Here is a 22,053-nt window from a genome sequence, read left to right on the forward strand (position 1 = left end):
GCCGGGGCGCCCCGCGTGTCCTCTGACGGTGGATCGGTGGGTGCGGGCGGAATGGCTCATGTCGGCAAGCTGGTGACGGCCGGGGCCCTGCATACGGTTCCTCCGGAGCCGGTGGCAACTGACCGTCCTGGATATCCACCGGACTCTGTGGCTACAGCGCCCCACGATGCGGACAGCCCGGTTGCGGAGCGAGAGGGTTTTCCTCGCATGCGCCCGGTCCTTCTATCCGTACGACAAGGCCCACCACGACACCGGTCTGCAGGTCCTCCGGACAGCGGCAGCCGGAGACGGCGCGTGGAGCCGGTAAGGGCTCCACCGTGCTGACGACCGAAACGATCCGTGACCGCTTCCGGTCCGCCCCCCACGCCGGGAAGGCGCCTACCCTTCCCGCGGCCGCACGGATCGTGGTGGGCGGAGAACTGCTGTCCAGCGTCGGGACGGGCACCACCGTCCCGTTTCTGCTGGTCTATCTGCGCGACGTGTGTCACAGCCCGGTCGGTGTCGTCGGCCTGCTGCTCGTGGTGCGGGCCGTCGTAGCACTGGCCGGTGCCCTCCTCGGGGGCACTCTGTGCGACCGGATCGGGCCGAAGGCGGTCGTCGTCACGGCCCTGGCCGTGTCCGCGGTGTGTTCGATCGGGATGGCCGCCGCAACCAGTCCGCTGGCCGGCGGCGCGGCGCTGCTCGCCCACACCGCCGCCTTCACCGTGCTGGCCCCGGCCCTGAGCGCGATGCTGGCCCAGGCGGCACCGGGCCCTGTCCGCCAGGCGGCATTCGCCTGGCGCAACACCGCCGTCAACCTCGGGGGCGCGCTGGGCGCCGCAGCCGCCTCGGCCACACTCTTCCTCTTGGGCACCGGCAGCGGGCTGCCGGTGCTGTACGTCCTGGACGCAGTCTCCTTCGCCGGATTCGCCCTGCTCGTCGCCGTACGGGTCGCCCCCTCGCCCCAGCCCGAGGACTCGCGGGGGGCGGAGCTGGCCGCGCCCCGCGCCGCGAGGCGGGACGGCGGGTACGCCGCCACGCTGGCAGACCCGGTTCTGCGCCGGATATGCCTTGTGGTGGCCTTCACTGTCGCTGCCGGGTTCGCCCAACTGCAGATAGGCCTCCCTGCCTTGGCCACTGCCGACGGTACTCAGGCCGGACTCGGCTGGATGTTCGCGGCGTTCATGGTCACCAGCGCCATCCTGCAGATCCCTGTTGAGCACCGGCTGCCCGGAAGGAACCGGGCTGGCGTCCTGGCCGCCGCGCTCACGTGCATGGCCCTCGCCTGGACGATCATCTCCGTCTCTCCCCCTTCGCCGGTGATCCTCTCCGTCGCGGCAGGAGTCTTCGCCGTGGGCAGCACCTTGTTCAGTCCGGTCCTGCCCACTGTGGTCAACGACATCGCTCCATCAGCACTGCGCGGCCGCTACAACGGCGCCCACATGCTCGCCTGGACCGGCGGCTTCGCCATCGGCGCGACAGTCACCAGCTCTCTGCTCGCCGCCGGCGCCATCCGTGCCCTCTTCCCCTTCTGCGCCGCCGCCTTGGCGCTGACCGCAGGCTTCCTGTGGCACCGGAGAGGTCATTTCCTGCCCGCAGCACTGATTCATTTCCCTCTCCCCATACCGCAGCAGCCCGTGTCGAAGGACTCAGCACCATGACCCTGCCCCGGAAAACCGCGCCGACCGAAGACGCCCTGCGGGCCGCCATCGCCTGCCACCGTCACGACCCCGCCGGGCGCTTGGGTGCCCAGCTCGCGCTGGCCCGTCTCTGGCGTGAGCGCGGCGACTACCGACGCGCCGGAATCCTGCTGGCTCTGACTCTCAGTGCCGCCGAACACAGCTCCGGCCCCGACTCCCTCGAGGTCGCCGCGGTGTGCAATGAATGGGGCGTGCTGGGCAAGTACACCGGCCACTTCGACCGGTCCCAGGCCCTCTATCTGCGGGCACTGAGCATCTGCGAGAACGCCTACGGCAGTGATCATGACATCGTCGCCACCCTCTGCCACAACCTCGGCGGCCTGGCCCACACCCGCGGAGACTCCCACGAGGGCGAGCCCTGGGCAGCCCGATCGGTGAGCATCCGCACCCGTCTGCACGGTCCCGACCACTTGCTCGTCGCGGCCGACCGGGCAGCCTGGGCCGCGCTCCTGGACGGCTGCGGCCGCTTCGACGACGCGGAAACCCAACTGCGCTCTGCCCTCGCCGTCTTTCAGCGCGTCCATGGCGCCGAGCACTACGAGATCGCTGTCACGACACACAACCTCGCCGCCCTCCAGCACCGCCGAGGTCACCACACCGCCGCCATCGATGACTACACCCGTGCCCTCGCCCTCAAAGCACGCCTGCTCGGCGACTCCCATCCCGACCTGGCCACCACCCTGGTCAACCTCGCCACAGCCCACCGTCAGCGTGGCGACCTCAGCCAGGCCGTCCTGCACTACACCCGGGCCATCGCCATCCTCGCCCCGCACGTCACCTTCGATCACCCGACCCTGTCAGCCGCCCGGCAAGGGTTCTCCTCGTCCTGTGCAGAAGGTGCGCATGGATCGCTTCTATGAACGCACTGAGGTGCCCCGAATTTCTCGGACAGCGGTCCCCATGGGATCGAAGTCCAGAACGGCGGAGAGAGCACGTGGCACAGAAGCGTAGGAAGTTCAGTCCTGAGTTTCGGGACGAGGCGGTCAAGATGGTGGTCGTGGAGTCCCGCCCGATTGCCGAGGTCGCCCGAGAGATACAAGTTGACGAGGGAACGCTGGGCACCTGGGTCAGCCGGTACCGGCAAGAGCACGCCGGAGAGGAGCCTCCCCTGAACATCAGCGAACGCGCCCGCCTGCGCGAGCTGGAACGTGAGAACCGGGAACTCCGCATGAAGACCGAGTTCCTGGGAGAAAGCGGCTGCCTTCTTCACCCAGGAATACCGGTGTGAGCTCTGTTGAATTTGCAGAAACTCTGGGACACTTGCACCAGCAGGTTGGATTTCATCATTGGAGCGCAATTGCACATCGAAGCAAAAATAGAACATGAGATCAATCCGCAACTTCACGAAAAAATTCGCGAGCTTCTCGGGGAATGCTTTCCTGGATATCCCCCACGTAGCTATTTCAAACAGCTTCCACAATTCAGATACTTGACGTGGGGGAACGGAGAGTTGCTTGCGCATGCAGGCGTCGAGCATCGAATGATCAGGAACGGAAGCATCCCACTAAGGGTCTTCGGTGTTATCGACCTTTGTGTCACTACATCACTGCGCTCACAGGGATGCGCGGCCCGCCTTCTCTCGGAGGTCGAATCTGATGCACGATCTTCTGGGGTCGATGCGATAATCCTCTTCGCGGACGATCCGCGCGTATATCTCGCAAATGGGTACCAAGGTGTTCAGAATCATGGAAGATGGCTCATGATTAATAACCACGAAACCTTGGGGATTGCCGAAAAACCCTTGGACGGAATGATGGTGAAAATGATTTCTGGAAAGCCTTGGGGTTCAGGTATCGTCGACTTGCTCGGTTACCTATTTTAAGTTGCAGTGCATTTAAATGCAAGGACGGAAATAGTAGATGCAATGAGCGACATGTGGACCGGCGAGAAGGTAAGCCTGCGGGGTGTCGAGCCGGAAGACTGGGAAGGATTTCGTGACCTGGCCCAGAATACGCTCGATGGTCGCAACGCCGACCTGGTCGCCCTCCGCGCTCTGCTGAGAGCTTCCGTTCCTGGACTGCTGAGCGGGCTGGGCGTTCACCGGGAGGTGAATCATTCCGCCTGGTGGTCGAGGCGGCGGCCGACCACGCATTCGCAGGGTCTGTGACCGTCGAAGAGACCGACAGCCGTGCAGGGCGATTCAAGACGGGCGTCGAGATTATCCGCGGTCGCCGCCGCAGGGGATACGCGGCCGAGGCGACCGAACTCATCCTCGCCTACATGTTTGCCGAGCAGCGTTACAACAAGTGCGAGGTGGAGGTCTACGCCTTCAACGACGCCTCTCGCCCTCTACCGCAGGCGGGGCTTCGTCGAGGAGGGACGGCTTCGCGAGCATGAATTTTTCGCTGGCAGCTACCACGACGTTGTGCTGCTTGGCATCACCGCCGCCGAATACTGGGCCAAACACCAGCGCCCATTGGTGCGGTGACGTTCGCGTCACCAGTCCTTGTAGATGAGACCCAACCACCATCACTTTCCGTGTTCAGGAGCGCATCGCTGTCCTCGCACAACAGACCCCGGGGCTTTGGAGGGGATACGCGCGGTAGCGCCCGGGGCATGCCCCGGGCGCTACCGCGCGTATCCCCTCCAAAGCCTATTGCTCATGGGCCCTGACCCTTGGATCTTGATGGTCCAGGAGAACGGAGTCCCTGTGGGGATGAAGCACTACCCCGCCGAGTTCAAGGCGGACGGGGTCGCGTTACCGGTCGAGGCCGGGAGCGACGATCAAGTCGGTCGCTGCTGATCTGGGCGTGAACACCGAGACGCTGCGGAACTGGATCCGGACCGCCGACGGGCGCCTCCCCAGCGCCCACTTCTCGCCGCAGGCCGCTGCCCGGAAGAGGATCCGTGGGCTGGAGGAAGAACGCGACATCCTGCGCCAGGCGGCCCGGTATTTCGCGACGGAGACGCGCTGGTGAACCGCTGCCAGTTCGTTGACGACCACCAGCGCCGTCACGGCGTGAAGCGGCTCTGCGACATCCTCGGCCTCTCCCGCTCGAGCTTCTACTACTGGCGCCGCACACCGCGGCCGCAAGGGCGGCCCGGCAGACCGTCGAGGCCGGGCTTGCAGAGCGGATACGCACGGTCCACCAGAACTCCAACGGCACCTACGGAGCCCCAAGGATCACCGTCGAGGGCGGCCCGGTGGTCAACCACAAGCGGGTCGCGGGGATCATGCGGACCATCGGGCTCGAGGGAGTCCGCCTGAGCCGCCAGCACCGCACCACCGTCGCGGACCAGGAGGCATCGAAAGCACCCGATTTGATCGGTCATCGCGTTCGTGCTGCAGATGACCTTGCGTATCTCGACGTCGAAGGAGAGGAAGGGCACGAACTCGGCCCAGGCGTCCGACCACAGCTTCACGATCGCCGGATACTTGCGGCCCCACGCCTCCTGGAACTCCAGGAACCGCTCCGTCGCCGCGTCCTCGCCGGGCGCGGTGTAGACGGACTTGAGGGCCTTGGCGACTGAGGGGCCCTGCGCTTCTCGGACAGCGGTGTTGAGGGTTCCTTATGCCGCTGCCTGCAACTTCTCGTACTCGGCGTGGACTTCTGCGGGAGTCTTGTAGCCGAGTCCGGTCTATCGGTAGTTGAGCTCGGTGGCGAGATCGGTGCGCAGGCCCGGATGGCCGAGGGCAGGGCCGCCGCCCTCGCCCCGCACACGATGGTTCGCTCACCGACTGCATGGCCTTCGGCCACGCCGGAGTCGCGACGAACCGAGACACGGTCTCGTTCGCTCCCTGAACCCCCACCGGGCTGCTCTCCTGCACCGTGGTCGGACTGCCAGCGACGGCGAAGACGAACAGGCGCAGCACCAGGAAGCGCCCGATTCCGGCGAGCCCGGAAGCGCTGAGGTAGACGGCCTGCTCGCTCAGCGTCCCGGCCGACGGCTGCATCAAGTGCAGGATGAACATCGCCGCGCAAGTCACCGCGTAGGCGGCCGAGGCCGACCCTGCGGACTGCCAGTGCTGGCGCCATCCGGCATGGCGCCCGGCCTCGAAGGTGAAGCGCCCGTGGAGTTCCGTGCAGAGGATGGTGGAAACTGCGGTGACCAGCGCGTTCGCCAACGCCCAGGGCATCAGCGTGGCCAGCAGTGCCACGGCCGGGCCGGACGCGAGACCGACACCGCCGCCGCACAGGACGAACCGGGCGAAGGAGGCGAGCGGGCCGGGAGCGGCCGCTGTCCGGTGCGCCTTGTCTATGCCGACTTCTGTCCGGTCTGTGTGCTGCGCCTCGTACGCCCTACCGGGCTTCGAGGGGAGCAGCGACTTCATGGCGATGTTCCTTCCGGATCGGGGGCTGTGCACCTTTGTCTCCGGGACGGGTGCGGAACAGGTGGCCTACAAGCGTTGGCCATCACTTGTTGACAGGATGCCCATCCCCGGCTGGAAAGTCAACGCAGGTTGGCCTACGTTTGTTGGCATGCTGAAGGAAACCGAAAACACCACAGCCCCCCGGCGCTCCGACCGCACCCGGGCAGCCATCCTGGAAGCCGCCCGCCGACGCTTCGCCGCCCACGGCTACGAGCGCACCACGATCCGCGCCATCGCCGCCGACGCCGACATCGACCCCTCGATGGTCATGCGCTACTACGGAAACAAGGCCCAACTCTTCGACGCCGCCCTCGACGTCGACCTACACCTCCCCAACCTCACCAGCGTCCCAGCAGACGACCTTGCCCAGGTTTGGGTGCGCCACTTCCTCGACCGCTGGGAGCACGACGGCAACGACGACGCCCTGCTCCTACTGCTGCGCTCCGCCGTCACCAACGACCACGCCGCGCAACGCATGCACGGAATCTTCGCCGCCCAGGTCGCCCCCGCCCTCACTGCAGCACTCGGCCCTGAACAGGCTGCCGCCCGGGCCGGCCTGGTCTCCACCCAGCTCCTCGGCCTCGCCCTCACCCGCTACCTGCTGCGCCTCCCGGCAGTCGCCCGCCTCACCCCCGACGAGATCGTCTCCACCCTTGCCCCCGCCATCCGGGCCACCCTCGGACAACACTGAGCACGCCCGCCCATGCCAGCCCGCGCTCCTCACTCAACCGTCGCGAACAAGACGGCTCCCCAGCCGCCGCTCGACGACGTTTGCCGCGATGGTGATCCTTGAGCAGGATGCCGCGTCCGTCGCAGATCAAGCGGTGTCTGCTGCCCGTCTCCCGCCGGCCGACCGGCGACGGACCGATGTCGGCTCCCCTCTTCTTTCGCGCGGACGCGGGAGCCGTCCACGCACCTGCGCAACCAGCCGAGTTCGCTGACCTCGTTCAGCTCGGCGAGCAGAATGCGGCGCAGTTGGTCGAAGACACCGGCGGCCTTCCCGTCACAGGGGGTCACTGCCGAGATGGCTGCTCCACAGCCGCACACCGCTGCCGCACGCTCTTTTGAGGAGTGCGGCTGGCGCGACCTCCTTCACCACCAGGAACTCGAACTCCGTCTGCCGTCCTTGCGCTTGATCCATAGGCCCACCTTCGTCTGCAGCCAGCGAGGGGTGAAACAAATCCCCCTGGACGCCTACGACCGCCTCGTTGACCTGGCCTTGGACGACATCGCCATCGACGGAGCCAGCAGTGTTGGGGCCGGCAGTGGCGAGTCGTAGCGGTTGGCGCCGGCCAGCACGCGGCCGAGTGGGATGCCATAGCCGTCGGTCATGCCGGAGCGATTCATGCTCTGCTTTCCGTAGTCGACGGAGTGAGTGTCCAGCCACTTCGCCCCCCGCCGGGGCCTGCCCCAACACTCGACTTGCTGAATGAACTTGGGACCGCCGCTTGACCAGATCACTGACCACCTCGATGCGGCTACGACTCGGGCAACGCCTGCACCTCACTCGTCGAGCGCGGCCTGCACGGCTGGGGTGAGGGTCAGCCCGGTCTCGGTGAGGCAGCCGTCGATGAGTCCGGGATGGCGCTGGATGCGGGCAAGTCCGCGGCGGAGGGTGCGGGTGAAATGGTCAGGGTCGGTGAATGCGGTGTTGGCCATCGGCCCGCGCCGCAGCAGAGACCAGATGCCTTCCACGGGATTCAAGTCCGGTCTACAGAAAGACAGTTGGACGATGGTGAGCCATTCGTGGTCGGCTGCGTAAACTTGCTCATCCCGGCGGCGCGGTGGGTGCGTATCGTCGACAATCACCTCCAGCACACCCTTCTCAAACTCTGCGTGCGCAACCGAGCTGACCTCGCCAAAGCCCTCGAATACCAAGCGGCCCGCCGACCAGATTCACCTGAGTGTGGCCGCGGCCGTTCTGCTCCTCATCTCGCGGCACGGCGGCGCCCGCATTGTGGAAAGCCTCTGTCAGCACAGTTGCATCCAGCTGAATCGGTTGCCGAGCAGACCGCGCGATGGCTACGGGCTGGTCACACGGTGGGCAGATGACTCGGCGGGACGAAGCCGTGGCCTCGGCAGCTTGAAACTGACAAGGCACCCGTGCGCGCCCCGACTCAACGGATTCTCTTCTCCGGGCCGACGGCCGCTGAGGAGAAAGGCTCAGTGGCCTCGCCGACGTCGCGGTGCCGCAGCCGCGAGCCGGTGCTCAGGCCAACGCTGGCACCCTCATAGCCGTGAACTCTCCTGTCCTGCATCATCCCTGGATGAGGTACGGCGTCATGACGCTCAACGTCGCAAAGCCGAGCCGCTCCAGAATCGCGCGGCTCTGCTCCGAGGCGTCCACCTGAAGAATGGCGGCGGCCTCGGTCGACGGCGATACGGGCGCGGTGGGCGACAAGCGCACGTAGATATCGCGGCCGCGCCGACTCCTTCACGGTTCCGCCGCCCCACAGACTCGCAAGCTGCGTTCCCGGGTGAATTCCAGCCGGGTCCCGCTGACCGCCTGCTCACTCACCCTCGCCACGGTCATATGGACGTCATCGCTGCCCAGTTGAGTCAACAGGCGTACGCGGAGGTGTATTGACGGCGCCGAAGCGACGTTCGTCGACCTCGGCGAGAAGGTCGACACCCGCCCGCGTCGATCACTGTTTCGAAGCGGATGCCAGCCGGCGGCGAGGTGCCCTTCGCCAGCGCGGCGATCTCCTTGACATGAGCGTCTCGGGGAGGGCGGTGAGCCGCCCGGCGAGGTCGGCGGAGCGGTCGTGCGAGTACAGCTTCCACTCGAACTCCCCGCCCATGCCCTCCAGCGACGCAATGAACCGTTCCGGGTTTGATCGAGACTCTAGATCTTGACTGTGACCTGGATTTTTCTGGTCTCGCGGTAGTAGTTGGTCTCGTATTCGACGGGCGGGGTGTGCCCGATCTCACCGTGGAGTCGGCGGTGGCAGTATCAGTCGACCCACTCGGCGGTTGCCAGCTCGACCTCGGACAGTGTCTTCCATGGGCGGCGAGGCTTGATCAGCTCGGTTTTGAAGAGTCCGATCGTGGACTCCATCAGGGAGTTGTCGTAGGCGTCGCCGACAGTTCCGATCGACGCGGCGATGCCGGCTCGGTCGAGGTGTTCGGCGAGCGCGAACGATGTGTACTGCGACCCGGCATCACTGTGGTGTATCAACTCGCCTTTCTGGTGCGGGTGTTGGTCTCGGTCGCGCTGCCACAGAGCCATCTCCAGGGCGTCCAGGACGAGGCGTGTCTCCTTCGAGGTGGCCGCGGACCAGCCGACGATGCGGCGGGAGAAGGTGTCCACGACGAAGGCGACGTAGACGACGCCGGCGAACGTGGCGACGTGGGTGAAGTCGGCGACCCAGCAGCGGTTCGGGGCTGGGGCGACGAAGTCGCGGTCCACGAGGTCGGGGGCCCGCTGGGCGCTCGCGTCGGGGATCGTGGTGATCACCTTCTTGCCGCGGACCGCACCGGTGATGCGGAGTTCGCGCATGAGGCGTTCGACGGTGCAGCGGGCCACCGTGACCTCCTGGCGGTTCAGGTGCCGCCAGATCTTCCGGGCGCCGTAGACGCGGTAGTTGGTCTCGTAGGCCTGAGTGATCAGGGTCTTCAGTTCGGCGTCGCGGAGGGTGCGGGCCGCGGGTGCGGTCTGGCGTTTGCGGTGGGCGTAGTAGGTGGAGGGGGCGATCTTGCAGTCGTGGTCGGTGAGGACCCGGCAGATCGGCTCGACGCCGCCGAAGCGGTCCTTGTGCTCGTCGATGAACGCTACGAGCGTGTGTGTGGCCGGTCGAGCTCGGCCGCGAAGAAAGATGCCGCAGCCTTCAGGATGTCGTTCGCCCGTTTCAGCTCGGCGTTCTCCTTCTTCAGCCGCTTCAGCTCGGCCGACTCCTCCGTCGTCGTACCCGGACGGGCGCCGGCGTCGATCTGGTCCTGCCGGACCCACTTGCGCAGCGTCTCGGTTGTGCCGATGCCCAGTTTCTGGGCGACCGCTTTCATCGCGGCCCACTCGGTGTCGTAGTCGGGCCGCACCTCGGCGACCATTCTCACCGCACGACGGCGCAGCTCAAGCGGGTACTGGGAAGGACGTGCCATGACTCGATCCTCTCAAACGATCGAGTCCCTACCGAACCCGGAACGGTTCACAAGCCACTGCAACTGTGCGGCGATTGCCTGGTACGCGCTGGAGCTCCTGCCAGGTCTGACCACACCACCCCGGCCCAACCCTGCTTCGCCGGTTCCGTCTTCCTCACGACTCCCTCCGGGGCCACCAGTCCGGTTCCCCGACGCCCCTCTCCCACCACAGTCGCGCAACACTCGTCGTGCGTCGTACCTGCCGGTGACGGCGCGCCGCCGTCACCGCCTTTTCCCCCGAGGCCTGTCTCTACCGGTAGTTGAGCTCGGCAAGTTCGGTGGCGAGCTTCTTGGGCAGGCCGGTGTGACCGAGCAGGGGAAGGACTATGTTGCGGACACCGCGGACGATGGCGTTATGGGTGGTGGCGATGCGGGTCATCCGGTCAGTGAAGGCGACCACCCGCTGAGCAACGGGGCGACGCCGGGCCTCGTAGCCGTCGAGCTGCCCGGTGGCGAACGCCCGCCCCAGGGCATAGCCGTCCTGGATACCGGTGTTCATCCCCTGGCCGCCGGCGGGACTGTGCACATGCGCGGCGTCGCCGGCCAGCAGCACACGGCCAGCCTTGTATTGGTCGGCGACCCGGTGGTGCACCCGGAACCGTGAAGACCAGGCACAGGCGCTGACTTTGGCCTGGCCGGGGGCTCGTTCGTCCAACAGTTGCTGGACGAAGGCGAGGTCGGGAGAGTCGGGAGCGTCGTCCACGGTGGCGACGACCCGGTAGTGACCGCCGGGGAGCGGCGCGACGACGGTGAGACCGGCAGTGCCGAAGGTGAGCGACACCTCGCTGGGGCCCGGAGCCCAGTCCATCACGACGTCGGCGAGCACGAAGGACTCGCCGTAGGCGCTGCCGGTGAACCCGATGCCCGACGCTTCGCGCACGGTGCTGTGCATGCCGTCAGTGCCGACGGCGTACCCTGCACGCAGTATCTGCCCGGTGCTCGTGGTCAACGTGACGCCGTCCTCATCCTGGACGACCGAAGTGACCTCGTGCGGGCGGTGCACATCGGCGCCGAGCGCCCGCAGCCGGGCCAGCAGCACACTCTCGGTCTCGTACTGGGGAACCATCAGCGTGTAGGGGTGGGCCGTGGGCAGGCTGTCGAACGGCACGGTCAGCAGCCGGCGGGAGCCGTCGCGGACGGCGAACCGGGTCACCTGGATGCCGCGCGCGATCAGCTCCTCGGAGGCTCCCAGCTCGTCCAGAACCTCCAGGGTGCGGGCGTGTACGACGGCCGCGCGCGAGGTGTTCGCGCCCTCCGCCAGCTTGTCCAGGACGACGAAATCGATGCCGGCGTCGGCGAGGGTGACGGCGAGCGCGAGGCCGGCGGGGCCGGCGCCGACGATGGCGACCTCGGTGCGGGCGGGGAGTGCGGTGGTGTTCATAGCGGAGTCTTCCGTTCGCATCCAGAAGGAAAAACAACAGACGTTGGCCTACATCCGTTGACAGATTGCCCTGACCCCCACTGGAAAGTCAACCTGCGTTGGCCTACAATTGTTGACATGATGCCGGACAGTGAGACCACCAGCACAGGCAAGCGTTCCGATCGAACCAGGGCCGCGATCCTGCGCGCCGCACGCGAGCGATTCGCGGCCCAGGGCTACGAACGCACCACCATCCGCGCCGTGGCCTCCGACGCCGACATCGACCCTTCAATGGTCATGCGCTATTTCGGCAACAAGGCACAGCTCTTCGACGCGGCGCTGGCCATCGACCTGCGACTGCCGGACCTCACAGCCGTTCCGCCGGACGAACTGGCACGGGCACTGGTGCGGCACTTCCTCGAGCGCTGGGAGAGCGACCCGGCCGACGACGCACTGCTGGTCCTGCTGCGCTCGGCGGTCACCAACGAACACGCGGCAACCCGGATGCACGAGATCTTCGCAACCCAGATCGCACCGGCACTGGCCGCGGCCCTGGGCCCTGAACTCGCCGCACGCCGGGCCGGCCTGGTCTCCTCCCAACTCCTCGGCCTAGGACTGACCCGCTACCTGCTGCGCCTTCCTGCAGTGACCGCCCTCACACGGGACGAGATCGAAGACGGCCTCGCCCCGGCCATCGAGGCCACACTCGAGCCGAGCCAGCTGCTGTTCGGAGAGGCTGGTGACGCGACCCGCTGAGGCGTGGCCGCCGGTGAATACCGCAAGTCGCGAACGTGACCGTATACCCAGCAGTGGGGCGCTGACGTGGTACCGGGTGCCCAGTTCGATGGTGCGGGGATGACATCGGCTGCGGTCGCCAGCATCGATGATGCCGCCAGTGGCACCTTTTGCCTGTCGTACGCAATGGCCCGCAAAGGTAGTGCCGGCATCGAGCCCCCCCCCAAAAAAATGAGGCGTTCTTTCCTGCCGAGGTTGTTCGGTTCGAGCTTCAGGTGTCGCGCCGGTTGTGGTGGATTCGCGGATGACTCTGCGGCTTGAAGGGCGCGCAGATAGGCAGTGGGTGGCAGGTAGGTAGGTCCTGGCCGTGACCGCTCCAGGCCTTTTCGGATGCGCCTGGAGGGCGGTGTACCGTAACGCGATGATCACATTCCCTTTGGCTGTCACCGACGATGTTGTTATGCGCCCGCTTGAGGCAGCGGATTCCAAAACGCTGTGCCGGGCGTATCTGCGCAATCGTCATCATCTGCATCCTTGGGAACCCCGTAGGAGCGAGGATTTCTTCACCGCGCAGGGGCAGGCCGAACGCGTGAGTGGCCAGTTGAAGGAGCGAGACGCGGGGCGTGCGGTTCCATGGGTGCTGGCCGTTGGGGACGAAGTGGTCGGGGCAGTGACGTTGTCCAATGTCGCGCTCGGGCCGTTCCGCAGCGCGAATCTCGGATACTGGGTTGATGCCCAGCGTGCAGGACGTGGGCTGGCGACCGTGGCCGTACAAGCAGCCTGCCGGGCGGCTGACGAGCGGCTTGGTTTGCACAGAGTGGAGGCAGGCACGGTGATCGCCAATCGGGCATCGCAGCGAGTGCTGGCCAAGTGCGACTTCTCCTTGATCGGTACCGCGCCGGAGTACCTGCATATCGATGGCAAGTGGCGTGACCACATGCTGTTCCAGAGGCTCCTCAACGGCCGCTCTCCCTTGTAGCGCTCTTGCTGGGGTCGTGACGTCAGAGCGCGGTCATGGTCGACGATGGGGGCGTGTGTCCCAGCGGTGGGTGGTCCAGGCCCGGCGGATCAGGCTGCGCGTGGTGATGATCGCGTCGGCAAGATCGAAGAACGCTTCGATGACGGTGGTGCGGCGTTCGTAGCAGCAGACCAGGCAGTGGAAGGTGTTCTGCCAGCCGAAGGTCCGCTCGACCCAGCGTCGCGGGATCACCTTGAAGCCTTTGACGCCCGGGGCACGTTGGACAACTTCCACGTCGATGCCCCGAGTTCGTCGACCCCGGCGGTGGACGGTGTTCTGGGCCCTCCTACTGCACGGAGAGCTCTGCATCGCGCCTGCCGCGAGGAGGCGCAGTCTTGTGTCCTCACTGGCGGCACGGCGGGAGCCCTGCGGCGCGACCGGGTATCACGACTTTCTGCTTATAGGTACGGATTCCTCATGGATTCACCGTCATCTGGAGGTGTTCTGGAAGGGCCAGGAAATCCATTCCAGCTCCGCAGGCAGTGATTCTGATGAACAAGGCCAAGATCTCACGTCCGGGGCACCGCCCCGACCTGCATGCCGCTTCCACCGGCGAGCGCGTGTTCGTCCTGCCTCTGGAACACGGACCCCTTTCTCCGGCCTTGGCCCGTCGCAAGTCCCGCTCGGTCCTGGCTACGTGGGGACTGGACGACGACCGGATCTACGACACACTCCTGGTTATTTCCGAGCTCGTCACCAACGCTGTCTCCCACGCACTCCCGCCCGTCGTGCTGTACCTGCACGCCGCTGCCGAAGGTTCCGGACCTATCCAGATCCATGTCAGCGACGGCGGCTCCCAGGCCACCCCGGACAACTGGGTAGCAACCCGGCCTGCCGATGAACACGGCCGCGGCGACATGATCGTCTCGGCTCTCGCCGCCCAAGTCGGAGCGGGACGCGAAACCGAAGAGATCGTCGACCATTGGGCAAGCCTTGATGCGGCCTGATCTGGATGATCCTTAAAGGTCGCGTCTGCAATCCGGTTGCAGCACCGGGCCAGCCCTTTCCTCCCGCGCTGATCGAGCCCTTTGGGAGCTCCCGTGGTCACGTATCTCTACAGACTTACTCGTCTCTACTTCCGCCGCACGAGACGAATCATTGCCCAGGCCGGGCTGGCTTTCCTGGTGGTTGTGGTGTCGGGCGCGGCAACCGCGTCGTCCTTCGCCTCGTCGACCTTCTAGCCCCAGGAACTGGAGTCCAGCGTGCCTTTGACCTGATCGAAGAGTGTTGCCCCACCATTATTTTGGGCGGCCAGGTCGGTGTCGATTTCGAGCTTCACGTTCGCGGCCTCGCGGAGCACGGCTGTAGGGCGGCGCGGGTCTAGGAAGTGGCGGCCACGGTCAGTTCGACGGTCAGCGTCGCTCCTCCCCTGGTGGTGATGCGGAGGAGGTAGGTGCCGGTGGTGTCGTCGGCGTACAACTTCGGCAGTTTGAGCAGGCCGTCCGCGTCGGTGGTGAGGTCGGTAAGGGTGCGGACGGTCTTGCCGTCGGCGTCCTTGAAGTAGGGGCCCTTGTCGTTCTCGCCAGCGTCGTCGGCGGACTTGACGAGGGTCGCGGTGGCCGCGACCTTGCCCGCGGCTGCGCCCTTATAGGTGGCCTTCACCTCGATCTGCTCGGCGAACTCGCCGCCCGGCACACAGGTCGGCGCGGTGTCGGCGGTGCGGGCCAGGGCGTCGGCCTGACGGGCGGTGACGGTCGCCGTGTAGTCGAGGCCGGACATGACGCGGCCCACGACGGTGGCGCGGACGGTGACGTCACCGGTCTTCTCCCCGGCCACGAGCGCGGGCGCGGTGGCCGTGCCCAGCCAGTCGGTGACCACGGTCGCCACGCTCTCGCCGCCCGTGAAGGTGGTGTCCGTGTCGCCGATGACGGTGAACCTCACACGGACCTTGGCCACAGGCTTGCCGGCGTCGTCCTCGGTCCGCACGGTGATCTTCCGCGCGAAGGTGTCGCCGGCCGTCGCCGTGAGCTCGCCGGTCCCCCGGTCCGCCAGGTGGTCCACCGTCTCGGTGGACGTCGGCGGGGAGGTGGGTGGGCTCGTCGGGGACGGTGTGGGCTGGGACGGCTTGGAGGGCTTGGACGGCTCGGGGGCGGGGCTCTCAGGGCCGCCGCTCGGCGGGGCCGTGGGCGCCGAGGGTGTGGGGCCGGGGCTCGGCGAGGCTGGCTGGTCGCTGTGGTGCGAGGGCAGCGTGCCGGTGTCGTTGGGGATCTCGTGCGTGCCCTTGCGGTAGTACTCCAGCCACGACAGGACGGTGTTCAGGTACGCCGTCGAGTTGTTGTAGCTGAGGATCGCCGCGTTCAGCTGCGCCTGGACCGACATGTCGTGGTCGAAGCGGCACAGGTAGTGCCCGGCGGCCAGCGCCGCGTCGTAGACGTTGTTGGGGTCCTTCTTGCCGTCGCCGTTGCCGTCGCGGCCGGCCCATTCCCAGGTGGAGGGGATGAACTGCATGGGCCCGACGGCCCGGTCGTACGTGCTGTCGCCGTCGTACGCGCCGTGGTCGGTGTCCTTGATGCTGGCGAAGCCGTTGCCGTTCAGGACCGGGCCGAGGATCGGCGAGAGGGTGGTGCCGTTCGCGTCGACGCGGCCTCCGCGGGCCTGGCCCGACTCGACCTTGCCGATCGCGGCGAGGAGCTGCCAGGGAAGATTGCAGGCCGGCTTCGCCTCGCGCAGCGACGCCTCGGCCCGCTTGTAGGCGGCCAGCACACTCGCGGGGATACCCGCTTGCGCCGCGCCTGCCGCGCCCCTGCCCGTGGTCGGTGCGGGCTTTAGGCTCTCGAGCGGTGGAAGATCCGTGAAGTAGAGCGTGCTGCCACTCGCGGTCCACTTATCCGCGTTCGCGTCGGTGTGAACACCGGCCCTCTGTCTGCCGTTGCCGTCGGTGCTCACTCCCGGGGCCTGCGAGGCGGACAGAGCCGCGACCGCGACCGCGACCACAGCGGTGGCAGCCGCGCCCTTGCGCAGCCTCCTGCCGAATTGCGCCGCCATTGAGTGAACCCCTCCCACCGACGGCCGGCCGAGCCGCCGCCTCTCGAAATCTTCTGTGCCTGGCCCGCTCCCCCGGCACAGCGGCCCAGGCGCCCCTAGGGCAATGTCTGGCCATCAACGTCCGGGCCTGGCCAATGTGTTCGCGGCCGGAGTACGTACAGGTTGACGGCCGCGCGGCCGACTCGACGGTGATGTTGCTGCAGCGTCCGCCCGTCGCGGTTGACCGCGTCGGTCCCGTACCGGCAGGGGCGCGGCGGAACCGACCAGCGCGAAGCGCGCGAAGGACTCCGAGGTCAGCACACCCGTCGCGTGTGACGATCATCCCGAGACCCACGCGAACCTCTTCAGGCACGGACCGAGGTTGGTTGCCTCGGGCCGGAGGTTGCTCGCGCCTTCAGCAGGGCTACGACGGCGACGCGGCGCACCCAGCGCGCGGAACGGCCGAGCCCCCTGCGCAGGGCGGGGTCACGGGCTCCTTGTTAGGCATGATCCGCTCCCAATGATCAACCGACAGGGGCAGACTGTGTCCCCGGAACGGCTGCTTCGTGTGCCGACGCTGTCCTATGGCCCCTGCCTACGGTCTTCCGCGTCGGGCACACCCGGGACGTGGCCTCGATACTCCACGGCGTGGATGTCCTCATACGGAGCCGCGCCCCTGGCCGGGACGCCCACGATGTGGAGGGCTCCGTCGAATGCGGCTCTCTCCCGCCCTCGGTCCGTGGCGCTCAACAACAGGGGGTGGGGCTGCCCCCATCTCCGTCACCCTCCGCCGCCGCCAGGGTCCATGGTCTTGCCGAGGCTGAGGTGATACACGGCGGGCAGGAGCCTGCCCCCGCCGCCGCCAGGGTCCATGTCAGGGCTGACGGACCGACTTGCCGTCACCGAGTGGTTTCCGTCTGTGGGGGTGCCCACAGCATCGGCGTGAGCCAGCGTCGGGACAGACACCGCGGCAGCGGCCACAGCCGCCACCGCAAGAGCCTTGCGGGTTCGATTCAAGTGCACCATTCCTTGGCAGGGCCGGCCGAGAGCGCGGCACGTCGAGTGAGGCGAGTGCGCCTCGGGAAGCCATCCTCAACGCCACCCCGCAGGTGGACTTGAGCAATCAGTGCTCAGGTGAGATCAAATCCCGGTTGTGAACCGCACCTGGCCGACGGAAGGCCCGTGATGCACGTCGGTTGCGGCATCAACGTTCCAGGGGGCAGACCCTCGTCACCGTGGCTGGTTTCACCAACGGTCAGCGTGCTCTCATCTTTGCGGTGGCCGGAGGTGCGGGGCACCTGGCACTCCAGATCGCCAAGGTCTGAGGCACATACGTCGGCCGCGACGGCTGTTCGCCGGGCGCGGCTACGACTTCGACGAGTAACGCCGCCTCATCCGAGCTCGCGGCATCACACCCAAGATCGCCCGCCGTGGAGCCTCACATGGCTCCGGCCTGGGCCGGACACGATGGGTCGTCGAGCGCCCCTTCGCCTGGCCTCACCAGTTCAAACGACTCCGCATCCGCTACGAGATACGTGCCGACCTCCACCTCGGATGTCTCCAACTCGCTTGCAGCATCATCTGCTTGAGACGACTCAAACCTCATTCCGAAACGGTCAGTCAAGCGTCACATCGGACTGTTGAAGAGCGGCGGTCAGACTGGGTATCAGTAGTTGCACCACGCGCTCGGCTTCCATCGTGGCGAGGGGATGCAGTTTCAGCACGTACCGGCTGATGATCACTCCAAGCGTCGCTGTCAGGGCGTTTCCGGCCCGTTCGGCAGCGCGTCTGCCGCCGATGTGTGCTGCCAGACGGCCGGTCAACTCTCGCTGGACGTACTCTCCGAGGGCGCGTTGGAGAGCCGGGTCCGCCTGCGCACGGGTGACCAGCAGAATCAGAGGTGGGCCAACCTCGGGGTTGTCCCATGCGTCGATCAATGCCTCCAGGATCGCCTGGGGCAAATGCTCAGGCGTGCCACGCAGGGCGCGCTCCATGATCTGGCCGGGGGTCGTCTCCAGAGACATGGCGGACCCGAACAGCCCCTGCTTGGATCCGAAGTAGTAGCTGATGAGCGCTTGGTCCACATCGGCAGCCGCCCCGATTACCCGCATAGTCGTCGCGTTGTAACCGTGTCGCAGGAACGATGTGCGTGCTGCCGTCAGGATACGTTCCTTGGTGTCGGAGCGACCGGAGGGCCGCCCACGAGACCTGCTCGTCATTGCTGACCACCACGCTCAGCATGGCTGCCGTCCTGCGGGCGACTGCCCGCATCGCCTCCGTCCGCCACGTCAGGGCGAGGCGTGGCAGGCCGGTTGCACCAGCCCCCGTTGTCCGCTGCGCCCCCAACAGGACGGGAGCCATTGAGGCTCAGATGTTCTTCAGCCCATATCCAGAGGGCGGCCAGCGGGATAAGGAGCGCTCTGCCGTGGGTGTCCAGCGTGTAGAACACCTGGCGTGACGCGTCCTGTGCGACCGTTCGGGTCACCAGGCCAGCGGCAGCCATCTGCGCCAGGCGCAGGGCGAGCGCTTCTGTGTCGATCCCTGAAACACGGTCACGGAGCTGCGCAAAGTCCGCTGGCCCGTGCCCCAACGCTGCGATGATCGGGCCGACTCCGGGTGTCCCCAGCATTGCGAGGGCATGAGTCAGGGCTGCAACCCCTTGGATGTGCTGCGAGGATGCGAACGAGTCCGTCGGTGGAACAGACGGCGGGATGGTCATAGCAGGCCCCTTTCCCTGCGGCGCAAGGCGATGTCTTCAAGGCGTTGCATGCGGGTCCAGTGCCTGGGCGGTTGGTCGGTATCGGAGTCGTGACCGGGCTGGAAGATGCTGTCGAAGCGTGCCGGCGGACCCAAGGTTGCGGCCCCGGCACGTTCCCGGCCGCCCGTAAGCCGTGGCGGCGGCGCCCGCGCCTTGCAGTTGTGGTGTCAGAGCTTCAATCTCCGGATCCCGGCCTGGTGTCCAAGGGCCGCGAACGTGGCGTAGAGCGCCTTGTGTCGCGGCCCTTGGACCATCGCGATCGTCTTGGTTGTGGCACCGAAAATGCGAACCACGTTTGTGGTGAGACCGCCTGGCAATGACTGCCCTGCTGCCTCACCACCGATGTGTCGGCCTCATCCCTTCCCGGTCGTGGTGAGTTCGGCGTCGGTAGGTGCGGGTGCCCGGGTGGGCTTGTTCCGCAGGAGGAGAGCCACGGCAATCGCTCCGAGGACTGCCGCTCCGGCTCCCGTGAGCAGAGCGAGATGCAGGCCGGAGGCGAAGGCTTCACGCGCGTTGTCGATCAGCGAGACGTTGCCCGTCTTGGTTCCCACAGCGTTGGCTGCTGCGAGGGACGAGCGGGCCGCCTCCTCGATGGGCGAGGGAACTGCGCCGAAGTCGAGCGTGTCGCGGTAGCCGGCGTTCAGCGCGCTGCCGAGAACGGCGATGCCCAGAGCTCCGCCCAGTTCGCGGGACAGGTCGTTGACCGCGGAGCCGACATTCTGCAGGCGGGACGGCAGTGCCTCGGTGATGGCCGCGGTGGCGGGCGTCATGGCCAGACCCATGCCTGCACCCAGGGGGATCAGACCGGTCAGGATCAGCCAGTAGGAGCTGCTCTGGTCGAGTTCGGCGAGCACGGCCAGGCCGACGGCAACGGCGATCAGGCCCACGAGCCAGGGACGGCGTGCCCCGAATTTCGCTGCCAGCTTCGGCGCCAGTCGGGCGCTCGGGATCATGGCGGCGGACATGGGCAGCACGCTCAGTGCAGCCACCAACGCGCTGTCGCCCCGGACGAGCTGGAGGTACTGCATGACGACGAAGATGAAGCCGAAGAAGGCGAAGAACTGGAGCGTGATCGACAGGGTTCCTGCGGCGAAGAGCTTGTTGCGGAACAGTCGCGGGTCCAGCAGGGGGTGGGGGTGACGCAGTTCCCAGGCGACGAAGCCAGCGAGCACGACGAGCCCGAGAGTGATGCCGGCCAGAGTTCGGGCGCTCGCCCAGCCGTGCTCGGGTGCCTGGATGACTGAGTAGACCAGGATTCCCAGGCCCACCACAGTGAGCGTTGCTCCGACTGCGTCGACGCGCTGTTTTTCAGGCTCGGCGGATTCCGGTACGAAGATGTAGGTACCTATGAAGGCGACGACCGCCAGAATGACGTTCAGCCAGAAGACCGAGCGCCAGGACCACACTTCAAGCACGGCCCCGGAGGCGAGCAGGCCCAGTACGGCGCTCGCTCCTGCGACGGCCGCCCAGACACTGACCGCACGCGTCCTTTGCTCACGCGGGAAGGTAGTGGTGATCGTGGACAGCGTGGCCGGCATGACGAATGCGGCCGCCACGCCGAGCACAGCCCTCAGAGTGATCAGCACTGCCGGTTCCGAAGAGAACGTCGCGGCGATCGAGCCGCCTCCGAACAGTGCCAGACCGCCCAGGAGAGCCCTGCGCCGTCCGAATCGGTCGCCCAGGGTTGCGGCGAGCAGCAGGAGAGCGGCGAAAACCAGGCTGTAGGCGTCGATGATCCATGACAGCTGCGTCTGGCTCGCGTGCGTTTCACGGGCGATGTCGGGCAGAGCCACGTTGAGCGACGCCATGGCCGATACGACGGTTGCCAGGGCCAGGCAGGTGACGGCCAGGACTGCGCCGTGACGTACTACCTTTTGGCCTCGGGGTGTGAGGCGCCGATTCATGAGAGGCGTCCTTTCCGGCTGCTGTGTTGCGCTGCTACCGCAGGTGGACCCGATGCCGCCAGGGAGCGGCGTGGAGCGGAGCGCAGGGTCGGTGGGTCCCGCACGCAAAGCGTGCGACCTTGTATCGAGGTTGATGGCGGTTACCCGGCCACATTTTTCGGGGAGCATCGTGCCGCCATCCGCCGAGTCGGCTGCCACGGCCTGTCCCTTGAGCTGGGAAGACGTAGCAGAAGCACGCTCATCACGAGACTCGGCTTGCCCCCACATCGCTTAGCCAACAAGCGTTGGCCAACGCATGTTGAAAGAATGCACTCTGCGCCCTGGAAAGTCAACGCGTGGTGGCCTACGTCCGTTGGCATGGAAGTATGCGAACCCGGAAAAGCCCCCGCACCGCGCCGCTCGCACGCGGGCAGCCATCCTCGACGCCGTACTCGACATCGACCTGAACCTTCCCGATCTGTCCACCACCCCGGCCGATGAACTCGCCGAGGTCATCGCTGCACTTCCTGCAGCGCTGGGAACATGACGGCGCCGACGACGCTCTGTTCCTCCTGCTGCGATCCGCCGTCACCAACAGTCAGGCCGCCCAGCGCATGCGGGAGATCTTTGCCGGCCAGGTCGCTCCCGCCCTCGGCGAAGCCCATTCCGGGAAGGTCGGCCCGATCTCCACCCAGCTGCCAGGCCTCGCACTCACCCGCCAAATGCTGCGAATCCCAGGCGCATGACACCAGAGGAAGTCGTCGTCGCCCATACGCCTGCCATCCGCAGCATCCTGCAGTCGCCCCCATCCACCCCCTGAACCACTTTCGTATCTCCGCCCCAGCGTCAGTCATCCCCAAGTGAAACGACGAGGCCAAACCCGGAGCCAAACATGACCGGCCGGACAAAACGTTCTTCGAGGAGCGCTGTTACGCACCACGAGGAAAACCGCCCGCCCGATCCAGACGGATCGGGCGGGCGGTCTCACCTCCGCTCCACCGCGTGTCCAGGACGACGTCCTCTCAATGGCCGTCCCCTGTCGGGGTCAGCGTTCTTTCGCGGATGACTCTTCCGCAGGTGCCGTCCGATACCGGGGCATCACGAGACGCACAGCTAGTGACCTGAGTCAGAGGTTCGTCGTTAGTCGGGCATGAGTCGTCCGGGTCCGAGGATTCCGCCGTTGTCGGTCACTGATGCCCAGCGGGCG

The 22,053-nt window shown here is 66.6% G+C and carries 16 protein-coding genes and 10 pseudogenes; 13 read left to right on the top strand and 13 right to left on the bottom strand.

The window, feature by feature from the left end; translation table 11 throughout:
- The first annotated feature begins 317 nt into the window (after window positions 1-317).
- From ACZ4AA_RS36640 to ACZ4AA_RS36670, 7 genes and pseudogenes are all read left to right on the top strand, one after another.
- Window positions 318-1,640 carry an MFS transporter gene (locus ACZ4AA_RS36640; RefSeq protein ID WP_467612474.1) on the top strand — a complete coding sequence of 441 codons (1,323 nt, stop codon included), beginning with the start codon at window positions 318-320 and terminating at the stop codon, window positions 1,638-1,640.
- A complete protein-coding gene (locus ACZ4AA_RS36645) occupies window positions 1,637-2,539 on the top strand; it encodes a tetratricopeptide repeat protein (RefSeq protein ID WP_467612477.1) in 903 nt (300 codons plus the stop codon). Before ACZ4AA_RS36640 ends, ACZ4AA_RS36645 begins: the two co-directional genes overlap by 4 nt.
- A 74-nt stretch (window positions 2,540-2,613) precedes the next feature.
- Entirely contained in the window at window positions 2,614-2,907 is a 294-nt protein-coding gene (locus ACZ4AA_RS36650) for a transposase (protein WP_467612480.1), read from the top strand.
- A 69-nt stretch (window positions 2,908-2,976) separates the two neighbouring features.
- Window positions 2,977-3,501 (top strand): GNAT family N-acetyltransferase, encoded by a 525-nt coding sequence (locus tag ACZ4AA_RS36655; protein WP_467612483.1) that lies wholly within the window; start codon window positions 2,977-2,979, stop codon window positions 3,499-3,501.
- Between the two features lie 42 nt (window positions 3,502-3,543).
- Window positions 3,544-4,107: pseudogene (locus tag ACZ4AA_RS36660) on the top strand (GNAT family N-acetyltransferase).
- Window positions 4,108-4,399: 292 nt separating this feature from the next.
- Window positions 4,400-4,597, top strand: a pseudogene (locus tag ACZ4AA_RS36665) (transposase); the annotation flags it as partial.
- A gap of 157 nt (window positions 4,598-4,754) precedes the next feature.
- Window positions 4,755-4,871 (top strand): annotated as a pseudogene (locus tag ACZ4AA_RS36670) (transposase); the annotation flags it as partial.
- Window positions 4,872-4,949: 78 nt separating this feature from the next.
- Here the strand turns inward: ACZ4AA_RS36670 and ACZ4AA_RS36675 are convergent.
- A pseudogene (locus ACZ4AA_RS36675) lies at window positions 4,950-5,147 on the bottom strand (transposase); the annotation flags it as partial.
- Window positions 5,148-5,445: 298 nt separating this feature from the next.
- A pseudogene (locus ACZ4AA_RS36680) lies at window positions 5,446-5,952 on the bottom strand (GtrA family protein); the annotation flags it as partial.
- A 148-nt stretch (window positions 5,953-6,100) separates the two neighbouring features.
- Between ACZ4AA_RS36680 and ACZ4AA_RS36685 the strand changes: the two are divergent.
- Entirely contained in the window at window positions 6,101-6,682 is a 582-nt protein-coding gene (locus ACZ4AA_RS36685; protein WP_467612485.1) for a TetR/AcrR family transcriptional regulator, read from the top strand.
- Between the two features lie 312 nt (window positions 6,683-6,994).
- On the opposite strand, the gene ACZ4AA_RS36690 is transcribed toward ACZ4AA_RS36685, so the two are convergent.
- From ACZ4AA_RS36690 to ACZ4AA_RS36715, 6 genes and pseudogenes are all read right to left on the bottom strand, one after another.
- Window positions 6,995-7,132 carry a hypothetical protein gene (locus ACZ4AA_RS36690; RefSeq protein WP_467612488.1) on the bottom strand — a complete coding sequence of 46 codons (138 nt, stop codon included), beginning with the start codon at window positions 7,130-7,132 and terminating at the stop codon, window positions 6,995-6,997.
- A gap of 107 nt (window positions 7,133-7,239) precedes the next feature.
- Window positions 7,240-7,399: pseudogene (locus ACZ4AA_RS36695) on the bottom strand (IS5/IS1182 family transposase); the annotation flags it as partial.
- Window positions 7,400-7,494: 95 nt separating this feature from the next.
- Window positions 7,495-7,787, bottom strand: a pseudogene (locus tag ACZ4AA_RS36700) (IS630 family transposase); the annotation flags it as partial.
- A 461-nt stretch (window positions 7,788-8,248) separates the two neighbouring features.
- Window positions 8,249-8,392, bottom strand: coding sequence for a hypothetical protein (locus ACZ4AA_RS36705; protein WP_467612491.1), 144 nt, complete (start codon window positions 8,390-8,392; stop codon window positions 8,249-8,251).
- Between the two features lie 444 nt (window positions 8,393-8,836).
- A pseudogene (locus tag ACZ4AA_RS36710) lies at window positions 8,837-10,089 on the bottom strand (IS3 family transposase).
- Between the two features lie 289 nt (window positions 10,090-10,378).
- Complete coding sequence (locus ACZ4AA_RS36715) at window positions 10,379-11,509, bottom strand: FAD-dependent oxidoreductase (RefSeq protein WP_467612494.1); 1,131 nt, start codon at window positions 11,507-11,509, stop codon at window positions 10,379-10,381.
- A 120-nt stretch (window positions 11,510-11,629) separates the two neighbouring features.
- On the opposite strand from ACZ4AA_RS36715, the gene ACZ4AA_RS36720 reads away from it, so the two are divergent.
- Entirely contained in the window at window positions 11,630-12,244 is a 615-nt protein-coding gene (locus ACZ4AA_RS36720) for a TetR/AcrR family transcriptional regulator (protein ID WP_467612522.1), read from the top strand.
- A gap of 400 nt (window positions 12,245-12,644) precedes the next feature.
- Window positions 12,645-13,202, top strand: a complete 558-nt coding sequence (locus tag ACZ4AA_RS36725) for a GNAT family N-acetyltransferase (RefSeq protein WP_467612497.1) — start codon at window positions 12,645-12,647, stop codon at window positions 13,200-13,202.
- Window positions 13,203-13,235: 33 nt separating this feature from the next.
- Here ACZ4AA_RS36725 and ACZ4AA_RS36730 read toward each other — a convergent pair.
- Window positions 13,236-13,421 (bottom strand): annotated as a pseudogene (locus tag ACZ4AA_RS36730) (IS5/IS1182 family transposase); the annotation flags it as partial.
- A 311-nt stretch (window positions 13,422-13,732) separates the two neighbouring features.
- Here ACZ4AA_RS36730 and ACZ4AA_RS36735 point away from each other — a divergent pair.
- Window positions 13,733-14,188: an ATP-binding protein gene (locus ACZ4AA_RS36735; RefSeq protein WP_467612500.1), complete on the top strand. Its 456-nt coding sequence runs from the start codon at window positions 13,733-13,735 to the stop codon at window positions 14,186-14,188.
- Window positions 14,189-14,561: 373 nt separating this feature from the next.
- On the opposite strand, the gene ACZ4AA_RS36740 is transcribed toward ACZ4AA_RS36735, so the two are convergent.
- Complete coding sequence (locus tag ACZ4AA_RS36740; RefSeq protein ID WP_467612503.1) at window positions 14,562-16,226, bottom strand: lytic transglycosylase domain-containing protein; 1,665 nt, start codon at window positions 16,224-16,226, stop codon at window positions 14,562-14,564.
- A gap of 1,116 nt (window positions 16,227-17,342) precedes the next feature.
- On the opposite strand from ACZ4AA_RS36740, the pseudogene ACZ4AA_RS36745 reads away from it, so the two are divergent.
- Window positions 17,343-17,805 (top strand): annotated as a pseudogene (locus tag ACZ4AA_RS36745) (transposase); the annotation flags it as partial.
- Window positions 17,806-17,821: 16 nt separating this feature from the next.
- Here ACZ4AA_RS36745 and ACZ4AA_RS36750 read toward each other — a convergent pair.
- The 3 genes from ACZ4AA_RS36750 to ACZ4AA_RS36760 form a co-directional block, all read right to left on the bottom strand.
- The gene (locus ACZ4AA_RS36750) at window positions 17,822-18,424 is read right to left on the bottom strand and encodes a TetR/AcrR family transcriptional regulator (RefSeq protein ID WP_467612506.1); all 603 of its coding nucleotides are present in this window, start codon (window positions 18,422-18,424) and stop codon (window positions 17,822-17,824) included.
- Window positions 18,421-18,924, bottom strand: a complete 504-nt coding sequence (locus tag ACZ4AA_RS36755; protein WP_467612509.1) for a winged helix-turn-helix transcriptional regulator — start codon at window positions 18,922-18,924, stop codon at window positions 18,421-18,423. The genes ACZ4AA_RS36750 and ACZ4AA_RS36755 overlap by 4 nt, the downstream gene beginning before the upstream one ends.
- A gap of 392 nt (window positions 18,925-19,316) precedes the next feature.
- Window positions 19,317-20,771 carry an MFS transporter gene (locus ACZ4AA_RS36760; protein WP_467612512.1) on the bottom strand — a complete coding sequence of 485 codons (1,455 nt, stop codon included), beginning with the start codon at window positions 20,769-20,771 and terminating at the stop codon, window positions 19,317-19,319.
- A gap of 572 nt (window positions 20,772-21,343) precedes the next feature.
- Here ACZ4AA_RS36760 and ACZ4AA_RS36765 point away from each other — a divergent pair.
- A complete protein-coding gene (locus ACZ4AA_RS36765; protein WP_467612515.1) occupies window positions 21,344-21,592 on the top strand; it encodes a TetR/AcrR family transcriptional regulator in 249 nt (82 codons plus the stop codon).
- Window positions 21,593-22,053: the final 461 nt, after the last annotated feature.

Source organism: Streptomyces sp. NPDC024698 (genome assembly GCF_055559015.1).